The organism is Halosimplex rarum, assembly GCF_047715405.1.
Lineage (GTDB): Archaea > Halobacteriota > Halobacteria > Halobacteriales > Haloarculaceae > Halosimplex > Halosimplex rarum.
Genome location: NZ_CP180412.1, coordinates 4,199,325 through 4,220,118, shown reverse-complemented (window position 1 = coordinate 4,220,118; position 20,794 = coordinate 4,199,325). Strand labels below are relative to the sequence as shown.

The 20,794-nt window shown below is 68.4% G+C and carries 18 protein-coding genes; 10 read left to right on the top strand and 8 right to left on the bottom strand.

All coding sequences use genetic code 11. The features are described from left to right. Window positions 1-33: 33 nt before the first annotated feature. Window positions 34-2,940: a glycoside hydrolase family 2 protein gene (locus ACMGFH_RS20105; RefSeq protein WP_415380392.1), complete on the top strand. Its 2,907-nt coding sequence runs from the start codon at window positions 34-36 to the stop codon at window positions 2,938-2,940. Window positions 2,941-3,107: 167 nt separating this feature from the next. Then, window positions 3,108-4,517: a hypothetical protein gene (locus tag ACMGFH_RS20100; RefSeq protein ID WP_415380391.1), complete on the top strand. Its 1,410-nt coding sequence runs from the start codon at window positions 3,108-3,110 to the stop codon at window positions 4,515-4,517. Window positions 4,518-4,892: 375 nt separating this feature from the next. Here ACMGFH_RS20100 and ACMGFH_RS20095 read toward each other — a convergent pair whose 3' ends face one another. Beyond that, complete coding sequence (locus ACMGFH_RS20095) at window positions 4,893-5,345, bottom strand: hypothetical protein (protein ID WP_415380390.1); 453 nt, start codon at window positions 5,343-5,345, stop codon at window positions 4,893-4,895. 146 nt (window positions 5,346-5,491) lie between these two features. Further along, window positions 5,492-6,085, bottom strand: a complete 594-nt coding sequence (locus ACMGFH_RS20090) for a helix-turn-helix transcriptional regulator (protein ID WP_415380389.1) — start codon at window positions 6,083-6,085, stop codon at window positions 5,492-5,494. 127 nt (window positions 6,086-6,212) lie between these two features. Between ACMGFH_RS20090 and ACMGFH_RS20085 the strand changes: the two genes are divergently transcribed. Beyond that, window positions 6,213-6,863: a hypothetical protein gene (locus tag ACMGFH_RS20085; protein WP_415380388.1), complete on the top strand. Its 651-nt coding sequence runs from the start codon at window positions 6,213-6,215 to the stop codon at window positions 6,861-6,863. Window positions 6,864-6,987: 124 nt separating this feature from the next. Here the strand turns inward: ACMGFH_RS20085 and ACMGFH_RS20080 are convergent, their stop codons facing one another. After that, window positions 6,988-7,821: a deoxyribonuclease IV gene (locus ACMGFH_RS20080; RefSeq protein WP_415380387.1), complete on the bottom strand. Its 834-nt coding sequence runs from the start codon at window positions 7,819-7,821 to the stop codon at window positions 6,988-6,990. A gap of 537 nt (window positions 7,822-8,358) precedes the next feature. Then, window positions 8,359-8,799: a hypothetical protein gene (locus tag ACMGFH_RS20075; protein WP_415380386.1), complete on the bottom strand. Its 441-nt coding sequence runs from the start codon at window positions 8,797-8,799 to the stop codon at window positions 8,359-8,361. Window positions 8,800-8,914: 115 nt separating this feature from the next. Here ACMGFH_RS20075 and ACMGFH_RS20070 point away from each other — a divergent pair, with 115 nt between their 5' ends. Next, window positions 8,915-10,255 carry an ATP-binding protein gene (locus ACMGFH_RS20070; protein ID WP_415380385.1) on the top strand — a complete coding sequence of 447 codons (1,341 nt, stop codon included), beginning with the start codon at window positions 8,915-8,917 and terminating at the stop codon, window positions 10,253-10,255. 39 nt (window positions 10,256-10,294) lie between these two features. On the opposite strand, the gene ACMGFH_RS20065 is transcribed toward ACMGFH_RS20070, so the two are convergent. From ACMGFH_RS20065 to ACMGFH_RS20055, 3 genes are all read right to left on the bottom strand, one after another. After that, window positions 10,295-10,828: a hypothetical protein gene (locus ACMGFH_RS20065; protein ID WP_415380384.1), complete on the bottom strand. Its 534-nt coding sequence runs from the start codon at window positions 10,826-10,828 to the stop codon at window positions 10,295-10,297. Window positions 10,829-11,194: 366 nt separating this feature from the next. Further along, window positions 11,195-12,007, bottom strand: a complete 813-nt coding sequence (locus tag ACMGFH_RS20060; protein ID WP_415380383.1) for a biotin/lipoate A/B protein ligase family protein — start codon at window positions 12,005-12,007, stop codon at window positions 11,195-11,197. 101 nt (window positions 12,008-12,108) lie between these two features. Continuing rightward, window positions 12,109-12,774, bottom strand: a complete 666-nt coding sequence (locus ACMGFH_RS20055; protein ID WP_415380382.1) for a helix-turn-helix domain-containing protein — start codon at window positions 12,772-12,774, stop codon at window positions 12,109-12,111. An 85-nt stretch (window positions 12,775-12,859) separates the two neighbouring features. Between ACMGFH_RS20055 and ACMGFH_RS20050 the strand changes: the two genes are divergently transcribed. From ACMGFH_RS20050 to ACMGFH_RS20040, 3 genes are all read left to right on the top strand, one after another. Further along, a complete protein-coding gene (locus tag ACMGFH_RS20050; RefSeq protein WP_415380381.1) occupies window positions 12,860-14,533 on the top strand; it encodes an NADH-quinone oxidoreductase subunit D in 1,674 nt (557 codons plus the stop codon). Between the two features lie 270 nt (window positions 14,534-14,803). Continuing rightward, window positions 14,804-16,693, top strand: coding sequence for a vWA domain-containing protein (locus ACMGFH_RS20045; protein WP_415380380.1), 1,890 nt, complete (start codon window positions 14,804-14,806; stop codon window positions 16,691-16,693). Between the two features lie 138 nt (window positions 16,694-16,831). Continuing rightward, the gene (locus ACMGFH_RS20040) at window positions 16,832-17,113 is read left to right on the top strand and encodes a winged helix-turn-helix domain-containing protein (protein ID WP_415380379.1); all 282 of its coding nucleotides are present in this window, start codon (window positions 16,832-16,834) and stop codon (window positions 17,111-17,113) included. A gap of 3 nt (window positions 17,114-17,116) precedes the next feature. Here ACMGFH_RS20040 and ACMGFH_RS20035 read toward each other — a convergent pair whose 3' ends face one another. Beyond that, window positions 17,117-17,536, bottom strand: a complete 420-nt coding sequence (locus ACMGFH_RS20035; RefSeq protein WP_415380378.1) for a DoxX family protein — start codon at window positions 17,534-17,536, stop codon at window positions 17,117-17,119. Window positions 17,537-17,833: 297 nt separating this feature from the next. Here ACMGFH_RS20035 and ACMGFH_RS20030 point away from each other — a divergent pair, with 297 nt between their 5' ends. The 3 genes from ACMGFH_RS20030 (at window position 17,834) to ACMGFH_RS20020 (ending at window position 20,664) form a co-directional block, all read left to right on the top strand. Beyond that, complete coding sequence (locus ACMGFH_RS20030) at window positions 17,834-18,211, top strand: winged helix-turn-helix transcriptional regulator (RefSeq protein ID WP_415380377.1); 378 nt, start codon at window positions 17,834-17,836, stop codon at window positions 18,209-18,211. Window positions 18,212-18,533: 322 nt separating this feature from the next. Continuing rightward, window positions 18,534-19,442: an RIO1 family regulatory kinase/ATPase gene (locus ACMGFH_RS20025; protein WP_415380376.1), complete on the top strand. Its 909-nt coding sequence runs from the start codon at window positions 18,534-18,536 to the stop codon at window positions 19,440-19,442. A gap of 208 nt (window positions 19,443-19,650) precedes the next feature. Next, the gene (locus ACMGFH_RS20020; protein WP_415380375.1) at window positions 19,651-20,664 is read left to right on the top strand and encodes a HEAT repeat domain-containing protein; all 1,014 of its coding nucleotides are present in this window, start codon (window positions 19,651-19,653) and stop codon (window positions 20,662-20,664) included. The last annotated feature ends 130 nt before the right edge of the window (window positions 20,665-20,794 follow it).

The window sequence follows — 20,794 nt, the reverse complement described above, 5'->3', positions numbered from 1 at the left end:
GCCATGGCGTCCGTAGATCGATACCGACCCACAATGACAGGATCAGCACACGAGCCGGAGCCAGGACGCCGCGAGAGTTACAGCATGAACCCCGACTGGCGCGTCGGGGTGGGGGAGTTCGACGACGCGCAGTCGAGAGACTTCGACGACGAGGACTGGGAGCGGGTGAGCCTGCCCCACGCCTGGAACGAGGACGAGGCGTTCCGCGAGGACATCTACGGGCTGTCCACGGGGATCGCGTGGTATCGCAAGACGTTCACGCTGCCCGAGGACGCGGCTGACAAGAAGGTGTTCGTCGAGTTCGAGGGCGTCCGCCAGGCCGCCGAGGTGTATCTCAACGGCGAGTTCGTCGGCCGTCACGAGAACGGTGTCATGGCGTTCGGCTTCGACCTCACGGAGCTGGCCGAGCCCGCGCCCGCCGAGAACGTCCTCGCGGTCCGGGTCGACAACGACTGGGACTACGAGGAAGAGGCGACCGGCGAGCGCTACCAGTGGGCCGACCACAACTTCAACGCGAACTACGGCGGGATCACGAAGAACGTCACACTGCACGTCACCGACCGGCTCTACCAGACGCTGCCGCTGTACTCGTGGCTCGGGACGACAGGCGTCTACGTCTACGCCGAGGACATCGACGTCGACGCCGGCACGGGCACCGTCACTGCGGAATCGGAGATACGCAACGAGCACGCCGGCGAACGGACAGTCGGGTACGACGTCGAGATCCGCGATCCCGAGGGCGAGACCGTCGCCGAGTTCGACGCGGGCGAGCGGTCGGTCGCGCCCGGCGCCACGCGCACGCTGAGCGCGTCCGCGGACGTCGAGGACCTGGAGTTCTGGAGCTGGGGTTACGGCTACCTCTACGACGTGACCACCCGGCTGACGGTCGACGGGGAGGTCGTCGACACCGTCACCACCGAGACGGGCTTCCGGAAGACGGCCTTCGAGGACGGGGAAGTCGAACTCAACGACCGCACCGTCCACCTCAAGGGGTACGCCCAGCGGACGACTAACGAGTGGCCGGCCGTGGGCCGGAGCGTCCCCGCCTGGCTCAGCGACTTCAGCAACGGGCTGATGGTCGAGAGCAACGCGAACACCGTGCGCTGGATGCACGTCACTCCCTGGAAGCAGGACGTCGAATCCTGCGACCGGATGGGGCTCGTCCAGCTCTTGCCAGCGGGCGACGCCGAGAGCGACGTCGACGGCCGCCAGTGGGAACAGCGCGCCGAACTCATGCGCGACGCGATCATCTACAATCGGAACAACCCCAGCGTCCTCTTCTACGAGGGCGGCAACGAGACCATCAGCGAGGAGCACATGGAGGAACTGGTCCGGCTCCGCGACCGGTTCGACCCGCACGGCGGCCGGGCGATAGGGTCGCGCGACATGCTCGACAGCGACGTCGCCGAGTGGGGCGGCGAGATGCTCTACGTCAACAAGAGCGCGGACAAGCCGATGTTCGCCACGGAGTACAACCGCAGCGAGGGGCTGCGGCGCTACTGGGACGCCGAGTCCCCGCCGTACCACGAGGACGGTAGCGGCGAGGGGGAGGGCGAGCGGTACAACCAGAACCAGGACACCTTCGCCGCCGAGGACGTCAGGCGGTGGTACGAGTACTGGCGCGAGCGCCCGGGAACCGGCGACCGCGTCAACGCTGGCGCGCTGAACATCGTCTTCAGCGACACCAACACGCACTACCGAGGAGAGGAGAACTACCGGCGCAGCGGCGAGGTCGATCCGATGCGGATCCCCAAAGACGCCTTCTGGGCCCACCAGGCCATCTGGGACGGCTGGGTCGACGTCGAGGAGGTCCACGCCGCGATCATGGGCCACTGGAACTACGAGCCCGGGACAGTCACGGACGTCACGGTCGTCTCCGGCGCGGACGAGGTCGAACTCTTCCGGAACGGGAAGTCACTCAGCCACGGGACGCAGTCGGACCGGTTCCTGTTCACGTTCGAGGATGTCGAGTGGGAATCGGGGACGCTCCGTGCGGTCGGCTACGACGACACCGGTGAGCAGGTCTGTGAGGACGTCGCGGAGACCGTCGGCGACCCGGTCGCTGTCGAACTGACGCCGCGAACGTCCCCGACCGGCTGGCGCGCTGACGGCCACGACCTCGCGCTGGTCGACGTGGAAGTCGTCGACGAGGAGGGGCGGCGGAACCCGGTCGCGTTCGACGAGATCGAGTTCGAACTCGACGGACCCGCGGAGTGGCGCGGCGGGATCGCCAAAGGTCCCGACAACTATATCCTCTCGAAGGAGTTGCCTGTCGAACTCGGGGTCAACCGCGTGCTGATCCGTTCCACGCGGGAGGCCGGAACCGTGACGCTGACCGCGCGGAGCGACGGGCTGGAACCGGCGACGGTCGAACTGGAGACAGAGCCGATCGAGACGACCGGCGGACTGACTCCGCACCTGCCCGGCGACGGGCTGCCGGCGAACCTCGACCGCGGTCCGACGCCCGAGGGGCCGGCGTACGAGTCCGACGGTCGATCCCTGGAGGTGGGAGACGTCACCGCGGGGTCGAACGCCGACGACGCCGACGAGGCGATGGACGACGACGAACTCAGCTCGTGGGAGAGCGCCGGCGATCGGGGAGACGCGTGGATCCGGTTCGACCTGGACGAGCCGACGACCGTCGGCGAGGTGCGGCTCAAAGTCGGCGGCCACCGCACGACCGGGTACCCGATCCGGGTCGCCGTCGACGGCCGGGAAGTGTGGAGCGGCGACGTCGGACACACGCTCGCCTACGACAGGATCTCGTTCGACCCGGTCGACGGGCAGAGCGTGACGATCGCGCTGGCCGGCGTGACCCAGGTGGAGGACCCGTTCGGCGAAATCGTCGAGATCACGGGCGAGCGCCACCAGTCCGACCGGGAGAGCGGCCGCGACCACCTCGAACTCCTCGAAGTGGAACTCTACGGGCCGGAGTCGTGACTCCCGAGGGCCGTCAGTAACGGGCCCCGGGGACCCCGGGCGGAACGATGTGGGTGGTTGGGTGGGCAGGTGGATACCCAGGTGCGCTGGTGGGCGGGTGGATGCCCAGGTGGGCGAGTTGTGGGTGATCAGACCTTTGTAGACCGCGTGAAAAGCGGGGACAACAGATGCCAGCGGACGAGCCGGAGTTCGACACCGGGGTGGCGCTGTACGAGCGGATCCGCGAGCGCCTGGGGTGGTTCCCGACCGCCGACGTGGACGTGCTGGTCGTGGGCGGCGGGATCCAGGGACTGCTCCTCCTGAACGAACTCACCGACCGCGGGTACGCGGCCGCGCTCGTCTCCAACGCGCCGCTGGGTGCCGGGCAGTCGTTCGACTGGCCGGGCACGCTCTCGAAAGGGTACCTCGACCCCGACGCCGATCAGCGCCGAGCCGTCGAGGAGCGGTGGCTCCCCTTCGCCGAGGACGAGCGCGTCCCCGTCGCGGGCGGCGAGTGGTACGTCTGCTCGACGGACCACCCCTACCGGTACCTCCCGCCGCAGTGGGACGACCACGGCTACGAGTACGACGAACGCGGGATCGACGGGCTACCCGAGATCTACCATGACGGGACGATCTTCGCGAAGGGCAGCGGCGAGCACGTCACTGCCGTCGACGAGTACGCGATCGACCGCGAGGCGCTCGTCCACGCGCTCGCCGACGGCCACGAAGAGCGCATCGTCGTCGGCGATATCGCCGAGTTCGCGTTCGCCGACGGAGCGGGATCGCCTCCCGCGCTCGACGGACTCACCGTCGAGACTCACGAGGACCTGACCGTCCACTTCGAGCCCGATTACGTCGTCGCCGCGACGGGCACCGGGACGCACAACTTCGTCGACTCGCTGGTCGGCGCGGACGGGTTCACCGACGCTGGCGGTGATGCCGAGCGCGTCCGCGAGTCGATTTCGCCGGTCACCTACCGGAACGTCCTCGTACTCGCGGTGCGGGGGCCCGCGACCGATCTGCCGGCGGTCAGCGCCTCCCTCCCGCACAAAGGGATGTCTGTCGTCGCTCGCCGGCACCGCCACCGCGAGGAGAGCTACGTGACCTGGTACGTCACCAACGACACCGCGACCGACGAGGTCGCTCCCGTCGAGGCCACCGACGACGCGACGGGGACGCTCGACCCCGAACAGGTCGAGGTCGGCTACAACAAACTGTTCGAACTCGCGCCCGCGGTCAAGGACCGCGCCGCCGACGGCGCGGACATCGAGTTCTACGCCTACGCCACGCTCGAACAGCGGATAGACGGCGAGTCGACGCGCCACCTCGCGGGGCCGCTCGACGGCCTCGAAAACGTCGGCGTCGCGCTCCCGTCTGGCGCCGCCGGCGTCTGGGCCGCGACCGACGAGACCCTCGAATACGTCGCCGACGCCGTCGATCCCAGCGGCCCCGTCGACGGGGTTCCCACCGGCGGCAGCCCGCCGATCGGTAGGCTCGCGGACGACCGCCCCGGCGCCCGCTGGCTCGACTGGAAGGCCCTCGGGGTTCGCTATCCCCGCGTGCAGAACCGGCCCGGCGCGGTCGAGAAGGGGTGACCCCCGGTCGCGACCGCGCGGACGGCGAAGTCGGACCACCCACCCGGCGAAGAGGCTGGATCGCTCGCTCGCCGGTTCGCAGAAGACGCTTGCCGGCGGGCGACCCCGCGCAGAACTGGTGGGCGACAGCGGCCCCCAGTCGATCCCCGCAGCCACCGCGGCGCCGTCGACGGACGCCGCCATCGACACGGCCGCGACGAGCCCCTCAACGTCGAGAGCATCGAGCGGTCGTAACCGGCAACAAACGCGTGATTAGTGTCATACTGGTGTTAATATCTCGGAGCAGTCGATCGGTGACGGGAGGGAACGACCGTCGCCGACACCGGCGACGGCGGTAGAGCTACCTGACGGTTCGTCCGGCGGTCCGCGGGGTCGTCACGCCCCGTCGACGATCGTGACGTTGTCGCTGTCGACTGTCCGGGTGACGACCTCGCTGTCGTCGACGAGCGTGCCGTCTTCGACGCTCACCGACCTCTCGTCGAGGTCGGCGACGACGATCGTCTCGGGGCCGCCGTCGGGCGCGGTCGCGTCCATGTGGACGCGGTCGCTCGGGTCGATCCCGCTGACGGTCAGCGTCACCGTCCCCTCCTCGAAGCGGTCGGCCAGCGACGAGACGGCGTCGTCCCCGTGGACGAGCGAGCGAACCCGCTCGCGCTCGTCGGCCGTCAGTTCGCCGTCGGGATCGGCGACCTCGACGGTAACGTTGGGGGAGTCGTCGTGCTGTGCTATCTGTCGGTCGGGCGTCCCGAGATCCGCCGCGACGACGGAGGCGCCACCGAGGGCCAGCGCCGCGACGCAGAGGGACGCGATCAGGGTTCCGTGTTTCATGTGTCTGCGCGCGTGGCACGTGTGTCCGCGCGGGCCGACCCCGGCCTGGACACCGCGCCACGGCGAGCGGACGTTGCGCGAAAGACCGGATATATCCCCGTTGGAAACGGCCGGAATCACCGTTCCGAGAGCCCTTCCGACGTATTTCACCGCAGGAAGACGACGTTCCCCATGCCCCGTCGCCTGCGTTCGAGGAGGTCCTTGCTCTCCAGCGTGTCGAGCGTGCGGCTGACCGTCGCCTTCGAGAGGTCCGTCCCGGCGACGATCTCCGACTGCGGGAGGACGCCGTCGGCGTCAAGCACCGCGTCGTAGACGGCCTCCTCGTTGGTCGAGAGTCGCGCCGCGATCTCCGCTCGTTCCTCGCGGCGCGTTTCGAGGAGTTCGTCGCTCGGTTCGGGCCCGGACGACCGGTCCGCGGAGACCGGGTCGTCGGCGCCAGCGGTGGAGTGGCGACCGGCGATCGACGCGTTGCCATCGCTGGTTACCCCGCCGGCCCCGTCGGGAGTCGAGCGGTGGCCCGCGAGGAGGTACGTCCCGCTCGCACCGAGCAGCGCGGCAGCGGCGGCGACGACCGCGACGTCCTCGGTGGTGAAGTACGTCCCGAGTTCGGAGACGGTCGTCCCGTTCTCCCCCACGGAGACGACGACCGGCGAGGGCGTGATGAGTTGCACGGCGAGGACCACCGCCGCGGCGACGAACGCGGCCGCCGCGGCGAGCTGGCGTCGCTGGAGGGACGGCATACGTTCCGGGCCATCCCGCGACACCCCCTAATTCCCACCGGTTTGTTTCCCGCGAAACGCCGGTGAAACGCGTTCCGAACCGCTTTCAGCCGAACGCTGATGAGGCCTTTCGGACAACGGTCTACCGATGACCGACATCCGACTGCGGGCGGTGGCGCTGGTCGCGCTCGCGGTGCTCGGCGGCTGCGTTGGCTACGCCGGGACCGCGCTCGGCGTCGGCGGGCCGCTCACCGATCGGACGCCGGCCGCGGAGTTCCGCGTCTCCGACCACGGCGTCACCCTCTCGGGGACCGACGAGACCGTCACCGTCGTGGAGAACATGACCGGGGTCGCCGCCGTCGAGATGAGCGCGACCGACGGGCGATTGGCCGTCGAAACCGACGACGGACCGCTCTCGCCCGCGGACCGTGAGCGAGCGAAGGCGATCACCCGGAGCGACGACCGCGTCCGCCAGCGCCTCGCCGAACTGGACGGGTACGAACTCGCCGTCGAGCCGATCTACGGGATTAGTGCCGACCGGGTCCAGTCCACCAACGTCTCACTCGACGCCGCCGGCGGCAACTGGACCGCGTCGGCCGGGAACGGGACCAAGGTCGGTAGCACCGGGACGTTCGAAGTCGAGAACGCGACGGTCGACAGCCACGACGGCTCGGTGACCGTCAGCGAACAGACTTACGACGGCCACGTGGAGGTCGAGATACGGAACGCGACCGGCGCGGTGACTGCCGAAGCGCAGGTGGACCTGGAAAACGAGGAGGTAGTCGTCGTCACCGACTGACCGTCGGAAACGGTTCGCCCCGTCTCACCGGCGTTCGTCGGTCACTCCGCGTCTCGCAGGCTCACGGGTCACTTCGTTCCCCGTTCGCCAAAACGTGACGCTCACTCACTCCAATCGTCGTTCGCTACGCGTCACGCAGCTCTCGCACGCGCTCGACGTTCCACGCGTAGCTCTTGCCGTTCTCGGTGGGCGTCTCCAGCACGAGCGGCACGTCGAGCAGGTCCTCGTGGTTGAGGAACGCGCGCATCCCGTCCTCGCCGATGAGCCCCTCGCCGATGTGGGCGTGCTCGTCCTTGTTCGTCCCGCACTCGTGTTTCGAGTCGTTGAGGTGGATGCACTCCAGGTGCTCCAGCCCGACGACCTCGTCGAACTCCGCGACGGTCTCCTGGACGCCCTCGGGCGTCGAGAGGTCGTAGCCCGCCGCGAACATGTGGGCCGTGTCGAGGCAGACGTCGAGGTCCTGCGCCGAGCGGTCCAGCACCTCGGCGAGGTGCTCGAAGTCGCCGCCGAGTTTCGTGCCCGAGCCCGCATCGGACTCGACGAGGACCGTGACGCCGCCCGGGATGTCCAGTTCGTCCAGCGCGCTCGCGGCGTTGTCGAGGCCGCCGTCGACGCCCGCGCCCGTGTGCGCGCCGAGGTGGACGTTGACGTACTCGACGCCGAGTTTGTCGGCGGCGTCGACTTCCTTCTGCATGGAGTCGACGGATTTCTCGCGCAGGTCGTCTTTCGGCGTGCAGAGGTTCACGAGGTACGACGAGTGGATGACCCACGGGCCGAGGTCGTTCTCGCCGACGAGGTCGCGGAACTCCGCGGCCTCGTCGTCGCCGATGTTCGGATCCTGCCAGACCTGCGGCGAGTGGGTGAATATCTGCCCGCAGTTGCCGCCGATCTCGAGCTGTTCGTCGACGGCGTTCGGGACGCCGCCCGCGATCGATGTGTGTGCGCCGATCCGGATCATGGCAGACCGCAGGGAACGGATCGGGAAAGTCGTATCGAAGCGATCTGCGACCGATCGCCACCTGTCTAGACGCCAATTTTGAAGCGCGGTGGCGCGCGCTGTCGCGCGTTTCATCGCGCGACAGTAGCCGCGCGAGGGATGAGCATCGCAGCGAACGAAGTGAGCGAGAAGCGCAGTCGGTTGGGGAGGCGTGAGGCGCGGTGCTGTGCCGTGCAGTTGTGGTGTCCCTGGTGGACTGAAAGGGCGAGGCGCGCGTGGCGCGACCGACGGGAGCGCCACGATTGGCGAACGGCGAGTGAAGCGAGCCGTGAGCACGGTCGCGCGGTCTGCGCGGGCCCTATCCGAGGGAGCGCCAGCGACCGAGGATATCCCGCGCAGACCGCGCGAGCGGGCCGAGGGCTTTCGTCGCTTGTTGGCAATTGCGGTATCGACTCCTAGCGAGCGGGCCGAGGGCTTTCGTCGCTCGATGTCGACGACGATCACGACTCAAAACGAACGTCAGAACAGACGGGGAACCGACCAACGACACGGATACAATCACTCACTGCTAGCGAACTCGCGCCAGTGGTGGAGGCCCCAGACGGTGACGCCGGTGCAGATCAGCGCGGCCGCGGCGAAGTAGACGATCAGCTGAGAAGCCACCAGTTCACCGGGATTCTGCACGGCGTACACCACACCTTCGACGGCGAGGCCGACGAGGACGAACGCGACGACCGACACCGCGGAGACCGAGGTGAGGACGTGGGTGCCCTGGCGCTCGCGGTCGTCGAGGCGGAAGACGGCGGCGACGAAGACGACGGCCATGGCGAGGACGTAGTAGGGGAGTCGCGAGCCCACGTCGGGGCGGGCGCCGCTGACGAACGCGAGCAGGCCGACGAACGCGCAGGTCAGCAGGACGGTCAGCCCGGCGACGCCGAGGGCGGCCCGCGTGCCGACGACGCGCCGGAGTCGCTCGCCGAATCGGTCGGACAGCGCCATGGTCGGGGATCCGGCGGCGGGGGTAAAAGCTTGCTGGCGGAGTGGTCCCCTCGACAACAGCGAGGGAGAATCGGGCCACGAAGCATTTACGGGTAGCGTACATATCGACGGCGAGATGGCCGACACGCCCGACGCGATCACGCTCTCGGAAGACGGCTTCTCCATGCCGACGCTGGAGGTCCTGACCGGCAGGGGCTTCATCACCGGCAAGTCCGGCAGCGGGAAGTCAAACACCGTGAGCGTGGTCGCCGAGGAACTGCTCGCCGCCGAGGTGCCACTGCTGATCGTCGACACCGACGGCGAGTACTACGGCCTCAAAGAGGAGTTCGAACTCCTGCACGTCGGCGGCGACGACCACTGCGACCTGCAGGTCCACCCGGGCCACGCCGAGCAGATCGCGGCCGTCGCGCTCGACCGCCAGATGCCGGTGATCCTCGACGTCTCCGGCTACCGCGACCCCGACGAGGGCCGCGAACTCGTCGGCGAAGTGGTCGAGGAGCTGTTCGTCCGGGAGAAGACGGCGAAGACGCCGTTCCTCGTCATCGTCGAGGAGGCTCACGAGTTCGTGCCCGAGCAGGGCGGCCGCGACGAAGTTGGCGAGACGCTGATCCGGGTGGCCAAGCGGGGTCGCAAGCGCGGACTGGGCGTCTGCGCGCTCTCCCAGCGGCCGGCCTCGGTCTCGAAGGACTACATCACCCAGTGCGACTGGCTCGTCTGGCACCGGCTCACCTGGGAGAACGACACCAAGGTCGTCGGGCGCATCCTGGGCGACGACGCCGCCGAGGACGTCGAGGACCTGGACGACGGCGAAGCGATCGTGATGACCGACTGGGACGACCGCGTCCAGCGCGTGACGTTCCGCCGCAAGCGCACCTTCGACGCCGGCGCGACGCCGGATCTCGACAGCGTCGACCGCCCTGACCTCAAGTCCGTCGACGGCGACCTGCTCGCGGAACTCCAGTCCGCCGTCGACGCCGACGTCACGGGCGACGACGTCGGAGACGGACCGGCAGACGGTGGCAAGTCGACCGACGAAATTGATCCGAACGGTACGGACGGCTCGACAGAAGACGAGTCGTCCGGCGACGACGTCGCCGACGCGGACGGCACGACGACGGCGAACGCGACCGCCTCCAACACCGGGTCGACCGGCGGCCGAGCGAGCGGGGCGGCTGCGACGACGACGGCCGCGAGCGACGGCGGCGCCGAGCCGGCGACCGACCCCGCCTGGGAGGCCGCGCAGTTCCTCACCTACCTCACCGGTGCGATCGTCGGCGTGGCCGGCCGCGGGGTCGGCTTCCTCGCCCGCTCCGGGGGACGGGCACTCACCTGGACCGCCGACCGCCTGAGCGACACGCCGCGCGGGCGCCGGCGCGTCGAGGCGCTCCTCCCGAAGGTCTTGCTCGTCGCCCTCGGTCTCCTCGTCGGGCTGGCCGTCGGGCTGCTGGTCGTCTGACCGGTCGGCGGAACTCAGCAAGAAGTCGGATCGCTTCGCTCAGGCGTGCCTGTACCGCTGGGCGACGTAGACGGGACCGGCGACGAGCGAGGAGAGAGGGAGGGCGACGACGAGTGCACCGACGTAGGTCGGGACGGGAGCGGAGACCGGCTGGCCGGCGACGGCGAACCGCGCCGCCTGCAGGGCGACGAGAAGGAGTGCCGCGTTCGCGACGTACAGCCACGGGTTCGGGCGCCAGTCGCCCGCCGCCCGCGCTACCGTCCGCGCGTCGTCGTAGAGCCTGAGCGTGCCGTGGGCGGCGACCGCAAAGAGCGCCCCGAGCAGGCCGAAGGCGACGGCTGCACCCGGCAAGGGCTGACCCGTCTCGAAGACGCCCCCGCCCGTGACGAGCACGACGATGCCGTACACTATCGCGAGCGCCGTCGGCGCGAGCAGCGAGATGGCGTCGCGGCGGTAAAACGGCGGGGAGCGACCGCCCCCACCGGTTCCCAGCGCCTCGGCGTCCGCCCAGCGGTCCGCCCAGGAGTCCGTCCGATCGATGCGTGCTGCGTTCGATTCGCGTGAGTTGTCCATGTTCCCGTGGGTTCCCCCCACGAACGGGCCCGCCGTCGACCGGAGGCGCCGCTATCCGTGGGTAAAGCTTATTTCGCCGGAGGGAGAAAGACCAGGCGTCCTACTTCCACGGTCTTCTCCACGGTGAGCGATTGCTCTGTTCGGGGAAGGTGTGTCGGGACCGCCTTGAATCTTGTCCGCTCGAAGAGATAGGTCAGGTTCGTTAGATCGGAATCTATGAATTTCGCCGTCGAGAAGACGTCTCGGCCGTCGAAGAGAGGTGCGCAATAATTACCATCTGATCGCTGTCACTGGATGTCGACGGGACGAGTCCCGTAAAATACGGGGACGCCGGCGGGGCGAGCGGGAGCGCGCCCGACCGGAGGATCAGTCGGTCGGGTCGTCGCCGTCGCGGGTCCACTGTTCGGTCGCGAACTTCTCGTTCGCGCGCTCGCGAGCATCGGCCAGTTCCGCCTCGGACCACGTTCCTTCGTGGGCATCAGCCCGGTTACGGAGCGCGTCGGTCAGTTCGCCGACGGCCTCCCTGCGTGAAATACCGGCCTGTTCGACCACACTGGTCACCCGATCGTCGAAGTCTGCGGGCGTCGCGTCGGGGTCGGCGAACGACGAGAGGTGGCGGTCGGTCGTCCGTTCGAAGGTGATCGATCCGTGCTGGACGACGGCATCCCGTTGGCGGTACTGGGCGTTCCCCGATATCTTCCGTCCGTCGCTCGCCACCACGTCGTGAGCAGGGTGGAGCGCACGCAGGTAACACGCCGGCTGGTACAGCGCCGGCCGCTCCTCCGCGGCGAACCCCGCATCGACGCCCATGCCCTCGAAGGCATCGAGCAGCGGTTCGCAGAGCAACTCGTACGACTCCAGCAGATCACCGGGGAGTTCGTCGGCCGGCGCGACGATCGAGTAGGAGATGTCACCTCGCTCGTCGTGGTAGATGGCGCCACCGCCGGTGGGCCGGCGCGTGACCGTGATCCCCTCGCGTTCGCAAACGTCCCAGTCGATAGTCGCGGGGTCCTGGTGATACCCCAGTGAGAGCGTGCTGGGCTCCCAGCGGTAGACGCGTAGCGTCCGGATACCCTCGTCGGCCGCCGACTCGGCGGCGATCTCGTCGAGCGCCATGTTCATCGGGCCCGAGCGGGACTCCTCGGTGATCAGCCGCCACTCCCGGTCGGCCAGGTCCATGCGCGCACTTGGAACAGTGTCAGGAAAGGGGTTGCGTTCGGATGGCTCCCGGCACAGATCGGGTCAGAACAGGCCGGTCGGGTCAGAACAGACCGGTCGGGTCAGAACGGGCCGGTCGAGACGACGTTCTTCATGACCGAGCGCTCGGCCCGGCGGAGCAGTTCTGCGGCCGTCCCCGGCGCGCAGTCGAGTCGCTCGCTCACCTCCGCGACGGTCCCCTCGCTGGGCGTCTCGTAGTAGCCGCAGTCGACCGCGGCGACGACGGCCTCGAACTGCCGGTCGGTCAGGTCGCTGCCCGCGTCGAGTCGGCGGGCGTCGTACTCCCCGATCTCCAGTACCTCCACGTCCATGCCCTCGGGCGTCTCGTCGACGGCGGCCTGGAGCATCTCCGCCGGTCCGACGCCGGTCAGTCGGACCGTCCCGTCCTCGCGATATTCGACCGGCATCAACCCCACCAGCCCCGGTTGTGTGAACGCTCCGATGAAGTCCCGGCTGTGCTCGGGGATCGCTTCGCGAACGTAGAGATAGAACGTGTCGTCCGGACACTCCGATATCTCGTAGGTCCGCACGCTCTCGGTCTCCCGCAGCGCCGGTTCGTACGGCTCCGGGTCGCCGTCGACGTGGAAGAGAAACGCCGGTTCGTCCTCGAGCGTGATGTTGTACTGGAGGAGTCGAGAGACGCTGTACCCGTCGTGCTCGACCACGAACTGGTGCATCGGGTGGCGAACCGACGGTTCCTGGTGGACCGCGAGCCGCAGGTAGCGCATCGCGCGATCGATTTCCGCGCGCTGACTTAAATCCCGCCCACTCGTGAGGCCCAACGGCGATTGTCGGACCGCGCGAAGTCCGCGTATGGCCCAGCAGCGACAGGTAGGAACGGACGCGGACGAGGCCACACCGTCCCGAGAATCACCGCTCGACGCCGCCCTCGCCGTCGTTCCCGACGACGCCGTGACCGACACCGAACAGCACCGCAACGCCCCCGCGCTGGTCGTCCGGGCCGACCGGGTGCAAGCGGTCCTCGCCGCCCTCCGCGAGGAAGCGGGCTTCGACCACTGCGCCTGCGTCACCGGCCAGGCCTACGGCGACCGCTACGAGTCGATCTACCACCTCCGGAGCTACGACGACCCGACGCGTGAACTCTCCGTCGTCGTCCCCGTCCCAGCCGCCGACCCGGTCAGCGAGAGCGCCGCGCCGGTGTACCCGGCCGCCGACTGGCACGAGCGCGAGGCCTACGACCTGGTGGGGATCGAGTACGACGACCACCCCGACCTCCGGCGGATACTCCTGCCCGAGACGTGGCAGGGCCACCCGCTGGACCCGGACGACGACGACACCGAGCCACAGATCGTGACCTTCCGGGAACACGAGAACCCGCTGGCCGACGACCATCAGGACGGCGACACGCTGTTCGTCAACATGGGGCCTCACCACCCGGCGACCCACGGCGTGCTCCACCTCGGCGTCACCCTCGACGGCGAGCACGTCGCCGAGGTGACCCCCGACATCGGCTACATCCACCGCTGCGAGGAGCAGATGTGCCAGCAGGGCACCTACCGCCACCAGATCATGCCCTACCCCGACCGCTGGGACTGGAGCGGCGCCGGCCTCTGCAACGAGTGGGCCTACGCCCGCGTCGCCGAGGATCTGGCGGACATCGACGTGCCCGAGTACGCTCAGGTCATCCGGACGATGAGCGCCGAGCTCTCGCGGATGCTCGGGCACTTCCTCGCCGTCGCCACCTACGCCCTCGACGTGGTTGGCGAGTTCACCGCCGCCTTCCAGTACGGCATCCGCGACCGCGAGATCGTCCAGGACATCCTGGAGGACCTGACCGGCCAGCGCCTCATGTTCAACTACTTCCGCCTCGGCGGCATCGCCTGGGATCTGCCCGAACCCCGCGCGGCGTTCTTCGAGTCCGTCCGCGCCTTCGTCGACGGCCTCCCCGCCAAACTCGCCGAGTACCACGACCTGCTGACGAGCAACGAGATCTTCCAGATCCGGACCGTCGACACCGGGGAACTGTCGCCGGAGACCGCCAGGGAGTACGGCTGTACCGGCCCGGTCGCCCGCGGGTCGGGCATCGACTACGATCTCCGGCGAGACGACCCGTACGGCTACTACCCCAAACTCGACTGGGACGTCGTCACCGAGGACGGCTGCGACAACTACGCGCGCGTGCTCGTGCGCCTGCGCGAACTGGAACAGTCGGCCCGCATCGTCGAGCAGTGCGTCGACCTCCTGGAGACCTGGCCCGACGAGGAGCGGACCGTCCAGGCGAACGTCCCTCGCACGCTCCGCCCCGACCCCGACACCGAACTCTATCGCGCCGTCGAGTCGGCGAAGGGCGAGCTCGGCATCTACATCCGCGCGGACGGCACTGACAAGCCGGCCCGGTTCAAGATCCGCGGCCCCTCGTTCTCGCACGTCTCCGTCCTCCCGGAGATCGCCCGCGGCGAGTTCGTCCCTGACCTGATCGCCACTATCGGCAGCCTCGACCCGATCATGGGCGACGTCGACCGCTGAATTGCCGTGAACTCCTGATCCGCCCTCGACACCGACCGCACTCCCGCCCCCGGGCACGCATCCTCGTCGTCCGTCGTGACGAGCATGCCGCCAACGACGGTTCTCGCCGGACGTCTCGCCGCCTCGATTCGGTCGACGAGTGTCTTCTGGTACCGATGACCACGATCGACGAACTCCCTTACAGAATTTGTCGACAGACGGCTTCTGAACGGTGAAACGCGTCTTTGATCCATCAGCCGACATATAACCCAACGTGAACGATACGGGAGTATGCGACAGGCGATACTCACAGTGGCAGTGGTCGCGCTTCTCGTCCTCGCCGGCTGTTCGAGCAGCGGAGGGAGCGCCGACGTGGCGGTCGGGGACGGCGGCGACGGGGCCAGCGGCGCGATGGGCGGCGGCGACGGCGGGAGCGGGAACATCGGCGTCAGCGCCGGCGGCGCGCAGGACGCCAACGCCTTCCGCACGAACGTCGAGGAGGGGTACGTCCCGCAACCCACGGACCTCACCTACGAGGGGCTGTTCCACGACTACTACTTCGATACCGGCCAGGACCGGCCGTGCGAGCGACTGTTCTGCCCGTCCTACAGCACGGCCGTGACGCGCGACCCGCTCTCGAACGACACGGAGCGGTTCGTCACCGTCGGCCTCAACTCCGGGATCTCGAAGCGCGACTTCCAGCGCAAGCCGCTCAATCTCGTGGTCGTCGTCGACACCTCCGGGTCGATGGAGAGCCAGTTCGACGAGTACCACTACGACGGCGGCGAGGAGACGAAAGTCGAGGAGAACCAGGCCAAGATGGACGCCGCCGGGGACGCCGTCGTCTCGATGCTCGGCAAACTGAACGGCGACGACCGCGTGGGCGTCGTCGATTACGACGACAGCGCGCGGACTGTCCAGGGCCTCCGGCGCGTCTCCGAGATCGACCGCGGTGATCTGCGGAGCGACGTGCGGGGGCTCACTGCCGGGGGCGGGACGAACCTCGACGCCGGGATGAGCGAGGCCCGCGATATGCTCGCCGAGCACGGGAACGACAGCGAGCGCGAGACGCGCGTCGTCTACGTCACCGACGCGATGCCGAACCTCGGCGACACGAGCGGCGACTCGCTGGAGTCGCGGCTCCGCTCGCATGCGAACCGGGGGATCCACACCACGTTCGTCGGTGTCGGCGTCGACTTCAACTCCCGACTGACCGAGACCATCTCGACCGTTCGGGGGGCGAACTACTACGCAGTCCATTCCCCCGCCCAGTTCGAGGAGCGCATGGACGAGGGGTTCTCGTACATGGTGACGCCGCTGGTTCACAACCTCTCGCTGCGAGTCGCCGGCGACGGCTACGAGATCGAGAACGTCTACGGATCGCCCCAGGCGGACGCCGCCAGCGCCGAACTGATGGAGGTCACCACCCTGTTCCCCTCACGGCGCGAGGGGAACAAGACCGAGGGCGGCGTCGTCCTGCTGGAGGTCAAGCGGACCGGCGATGACCCCACCCTGGGGCTCGTCGCGAGCTACGAGGACCCCGGCGGGGGCGCCCGGCAGGTGGTCCGTAACGTGTCCTTCGAATCGCGGGAAGCGCCGTACTACGGGTCGACGGGGGTGCGCAAGGCGGTCGCGCTCAGCGAGTACGGTACGCTCGTGCGCAACTGGATGGCCCACGAACGCGCCGACGGCGAGGCAGGCGCGACCGCGGTCGAGGAGCCGATAGAGTACCGCGAGTACGACGAACAGTGGGAGCAGGGGTCGGTCGCCCTCGGCGTCTCCGAGCCCTACGACGACCGGATTGATCGCTTCCTCGAGTACTTCCGCGCCGAGCAGTCCGCGCTCGACGCCGACCGGATGGACCGCGATATCGACGTGCTCGAACGGCTCGCCGCCGCGAACGGGCCAGCGCCGGGGGAATCGTCCGCCGACGAGTCACGGACGGATCTCACTACTACCGGAGACCGCGGGACCGACGACCGCGACGCCGTCGCACCCGCGGACGACGGAGGCCCGGGCGCCGACGATGCGGCGGGGTCGAACGCGTGGCTGTCGAGTGTGTTCGGTAGCGACCTGCCCGTGTTCGGCGCCCTCAACCTGCTCGTCACTCTCTGCGTCGCCGCGTTCGGGATCAGACAGAAGCGCCGGTCGCGGTCCCACGGTGAAGACGCCGTGCAGTGACGGCTGAGACGTCACGCGACGGCCCCCGGTGGCCCGCGATCCGCTCCCGTGCGGTCGCCGGCGCCCCGGGGTTTAAGACCGGAGAGTCCTTGACGACCGAACACGACACGGGGGACAGACCCCGCGGCGCTCCCGACGATGGAAGGAACACTCTGGCAAGTGCTGGCCGGGACGCGAGGCGGTCCCAACCGAGCGCGCATTCTCCGGGCGCTCGAGGAGCGACCGCGCAACGCCAATCAGCTCGCCGACGCGCTCGACCTCGACTACAAGACGGTCCGCCACCACCTCGACGTTCTCACGGAAAAGGGCCTGATCCGCCGCAGCGGCGACGGCTACGGCGCCATCTACCTGCCGAGCGACCGACTGCGCGGCTGCTGGGACACCGCCGAGGAGATAATCGACCGCGTCACCGCGCAGTGACCGTCAGAAGACGCTGACCCCGACCGCGTAGGGCCATGCTTGTCCACCGATCGCCAGGAACGCAAGCGCGCCGCCAGCCATCGTGACGTTCTTCAGGAACTGCGTCATCTCGTCCTGGGCCTGTTCGTCGGGGACAGCCCAGAAGTCGTGCATCGCAACCGCCGACGCCAGCAGGAAGGTCGCTATCGCGCCCGCGGCGATAACGGGCGCGATTCCGAGCGCGATACCCAGTCCGCCGAGGACGAGCAACACGCCCGAGGCGACGACCGAAAACGTCGGTGCCGGAACGCCCTTCATCTCGGCGTACCCGGCCGTTCCCTCGACGCCCGAGAAGTGGTTGAACCCCATGAACGCGAGCACGCCGCCGAACAGGACCCGCGCGAGCAAGAAGGCGATCTCGCCCACGACCGTCTCGGCGACCATCAGGCCGTCACCACGGTTCGCGCCGCCCCGTTCGGTCGTTCGTCTGGTTCGTTTCCCTCTGAAATCCGTGTCTCTGACATCGATACCGCGTACGACCCCGCCACACATATACGTTATCTGACATCAGTGTCACCGGGAGACGTCGGTGTTACCGGGACAGCGTCTTCTCGCAGGCACGGAACCGATCGGGAAGTCAAATGGGGAAGCGCGAACGCGGGTAGAAGTAGAACCTGGTTTCACTTCGATACCCGGTTCGTTAACGAACCACCTAAGTAGTTGCCCGCAGTAGCGGTGTCCATGGCAACGAATGCGGACGCGGCGAACCCCGAGGCGTGCCCGGTGGTCGACTCGCTCGACCAGATCGGTTCCCAGTGGCGCCTGGTCGTCCTCTACGACCTGCAGGGCGACGAGAAGCGGTTCAACGAGCTCAAGCGATCGACGGGCGCGAGCTCGCGCACCCTCTCGCGCGTCCTCGACGACCTGCAGGAGCTCGACCTGGTCGACCGACGGCTCGAAGAGGACGCACCGGTCGCGACCTTCTATTCGCTGACCGCCAAGGGCGAGTCGCTCTGTCCGGTCTTCGACGCCATCGAGTCGTGGGCCGACGAGTGGCTCGGCGAAGACCCCGACGAGGCCGAAGCCATGGCCGCGGTCGAAGCCGTCGCCAACGAGTGAACCGCCCGACCGACGCGCGACCGCGCGGCCCGGCGGGCTTCGGGAACCGCGCGACGCGCTAGTTCCGGTCCGTATCCCGTCGTCTCATCCCACTTGTTCTCCAGCGGGTGCTCTTCAATCGGCCGAGAGCGCGGCAGAAACTGCGGAATCGAACGCGTGAACTGGGAGCCGCCGGCTCGACGGTCGGTCCGACTGCGTTCGCGGATCGACTCGGCTCCCGGAGTGGCCGATAGAGACCGATTCGATATCGCGGTAAGTAGTTTATCACCACTCGTCACCCAACGCGTCGGGCTTTTCCCTATCGACGGAGTATGGACGAGTAATGGTCCAGAACGTGGCATCTGTGATAGCCGACCTCGAACCCGAGGACTTCTATCTCCTCTCGGGGGTCGAACAGGGGATGCGCTTCTCGGAGTACGTCGACCGCGAGAAGCTACCCGAGTTCACCCGCCTCTCGGCGGAGGACGTCGACTACCGGCTGGACCGCTGCGAGGACCGCGGCCTGGTCGAGCGAAAGACCATCCAGTACGAGGGGTTCAAACTCACGTTCGAGGGGTACGACGCGCTCGCGCTCCACACCTTCGCCGAACGGGAGACCTTCGACGGCGTCGGCGCCCCCCTCGGCGTCGGCAAGGAGAGCGACGTGTACGAGGTCCGTTCGTATCGCCCGCTCGCCCTGAAGTACCACCGCGAAGGGTACACCAACTTCCGGGAAGTGATGAAAGAGCGCGACTACACCGCCGACCGCGGCCACGTCTCCTGGCAGTATACCGCGCGCAAAGCCGCCGAGCGCGAGCACGAGGCTCTGGAGTCGCTCTACCCCGACGTGTCCGTCCCCCAACCCGTCGACCAGAACCGCCACGCGCTCGTGATGGAGAAGGTCGACGGCGTCGAGCTCTCGCGGACGAAGCTCACCGACGAGCAGGTCGTCCCCGTGATGGAACTGATCCTCGACGAGATGGCGACGGCGTACGCCGAGGGGTACGTCCACGCCGACATGAGCGAGTACAACGTCTTCGTCACCGAGCAGGGTGTGGTCGTCTTCGACTGGCCCCAGGCGGTGCCGACCGACCACGACAACGCGCGCGAACTGCTCGAACGCGACGTGGAGAACCTCGTCGGCTACTTCGCCCGCAAGTACCCCAGCCACGTCGACGAGATCGACGTTCCTGCCCTCGCTGCCGCGCTCGCCGACGACTCCTTCGACTCGGTCGCCGAATTCGCCGAGTGAGCGCCGATCTCGGCCCCTTGACCCCATTCTGACCAATTGAAAGCGACGAATGCCCCCGATCGTTTCGTGCTAGTAAACCACATGTCGCTATATCAAATCGGCAAGTAGCTGGATCGGACGCCCACGAGATCCGCCGCGACGAGCGGGTTCTGTTGAACGCAAGCGATTTATAGAATCGATGAGACGAGCCGGGTAGAATCCTCCACAGATGGGAGACAACTCGCCGGTACCGGAACGCGTCGTCGAACTCGTCGAGGCAGAGTCGTCCGGGGAGGCGCGGTCCGCGCTGGAACGCCTCGGGGACGCATCGGCCGCCGACCGCAGCGAAGCGATCCGGTCGCTTCGCACGCTCGCGGAGAAACGACCGGGTTCGACGGGTCAGTTGCTCCCGGCCGTCGTGCCGTTCCTGACCGACGACGAACGCGCGGTTCGGCTCGCGACCGCGAAGCTGTTCGTCGCGGTCGCGGAGTCCGACCCCGACGCCGTCGTTCCCGTCGTCGAAGCGCTCGCCGACCGCCTCGCCGACGGCGACGAGTTCTACTACGTGCGCGCCCGGTCGGCCGAAGCGCTCGGGTACGTCGCGCTCGAACACCCCGACGCCGTCGCCTCGCCGGAACTGCTCGCCGACCTCCGGGTCGGCCTGGAGTTCGACGAGCCGGAGGTCAAGGAGAAACTCGCCAAGGCGATCGAGTTCGTCGCCCTCGGCGACCCGGGTCGCCTCCGCCACCAGGTCCCGCGGCTGGCCGAGCGGCTGGACGACGACAACGAACTCGTCAGGTACCACCTCTCGACAGCACTGGTCGCCGTGGGCTGTTCGTATCCGGACCGCCTGACCGACGCGGTAGACGAGTTCGGCTCGCGCCTCGGGGACTCCAATTCGTTCGTTCGGGGCCGCGCCGCCGAAGCCCTCGGACTGCTCGGTGAGGCCGACCCGGACGCGTCGCTACCGACCGACCGACTCGCGGATCTCACCGGAGACGAGGAGCGCTTCGTCGCCGAACGCGCCAGCTTCGGCGTCGCTGTCCGCTGCGGGGGCGACGATCACAGCGGCGAGTCTCCGGACGGCACAGCGATCGGGTCGCTCGGCGCCGTCCGCGAGACCACAGCGGTGGCTATCGAGGAACTGACCACGCCGGATGTCGACGGCGAGTGCCCCCACTGCGGCCTCGAACTCCCCGAGAGCGGACCGCCGATGTGCCCGCGCTGCGGAGCGCCGCGATAGCGACAGCAGCGGGCTCGATCGGTCGGTGAACGCGCCGCGCGGCGTTGCTCCCTACAGCGCACGGCCGCGGTCCGTCCCGTCTCTCACGGTTTCTCGCGAGTGCACGGTCGACAACGCAGACGAAATACTC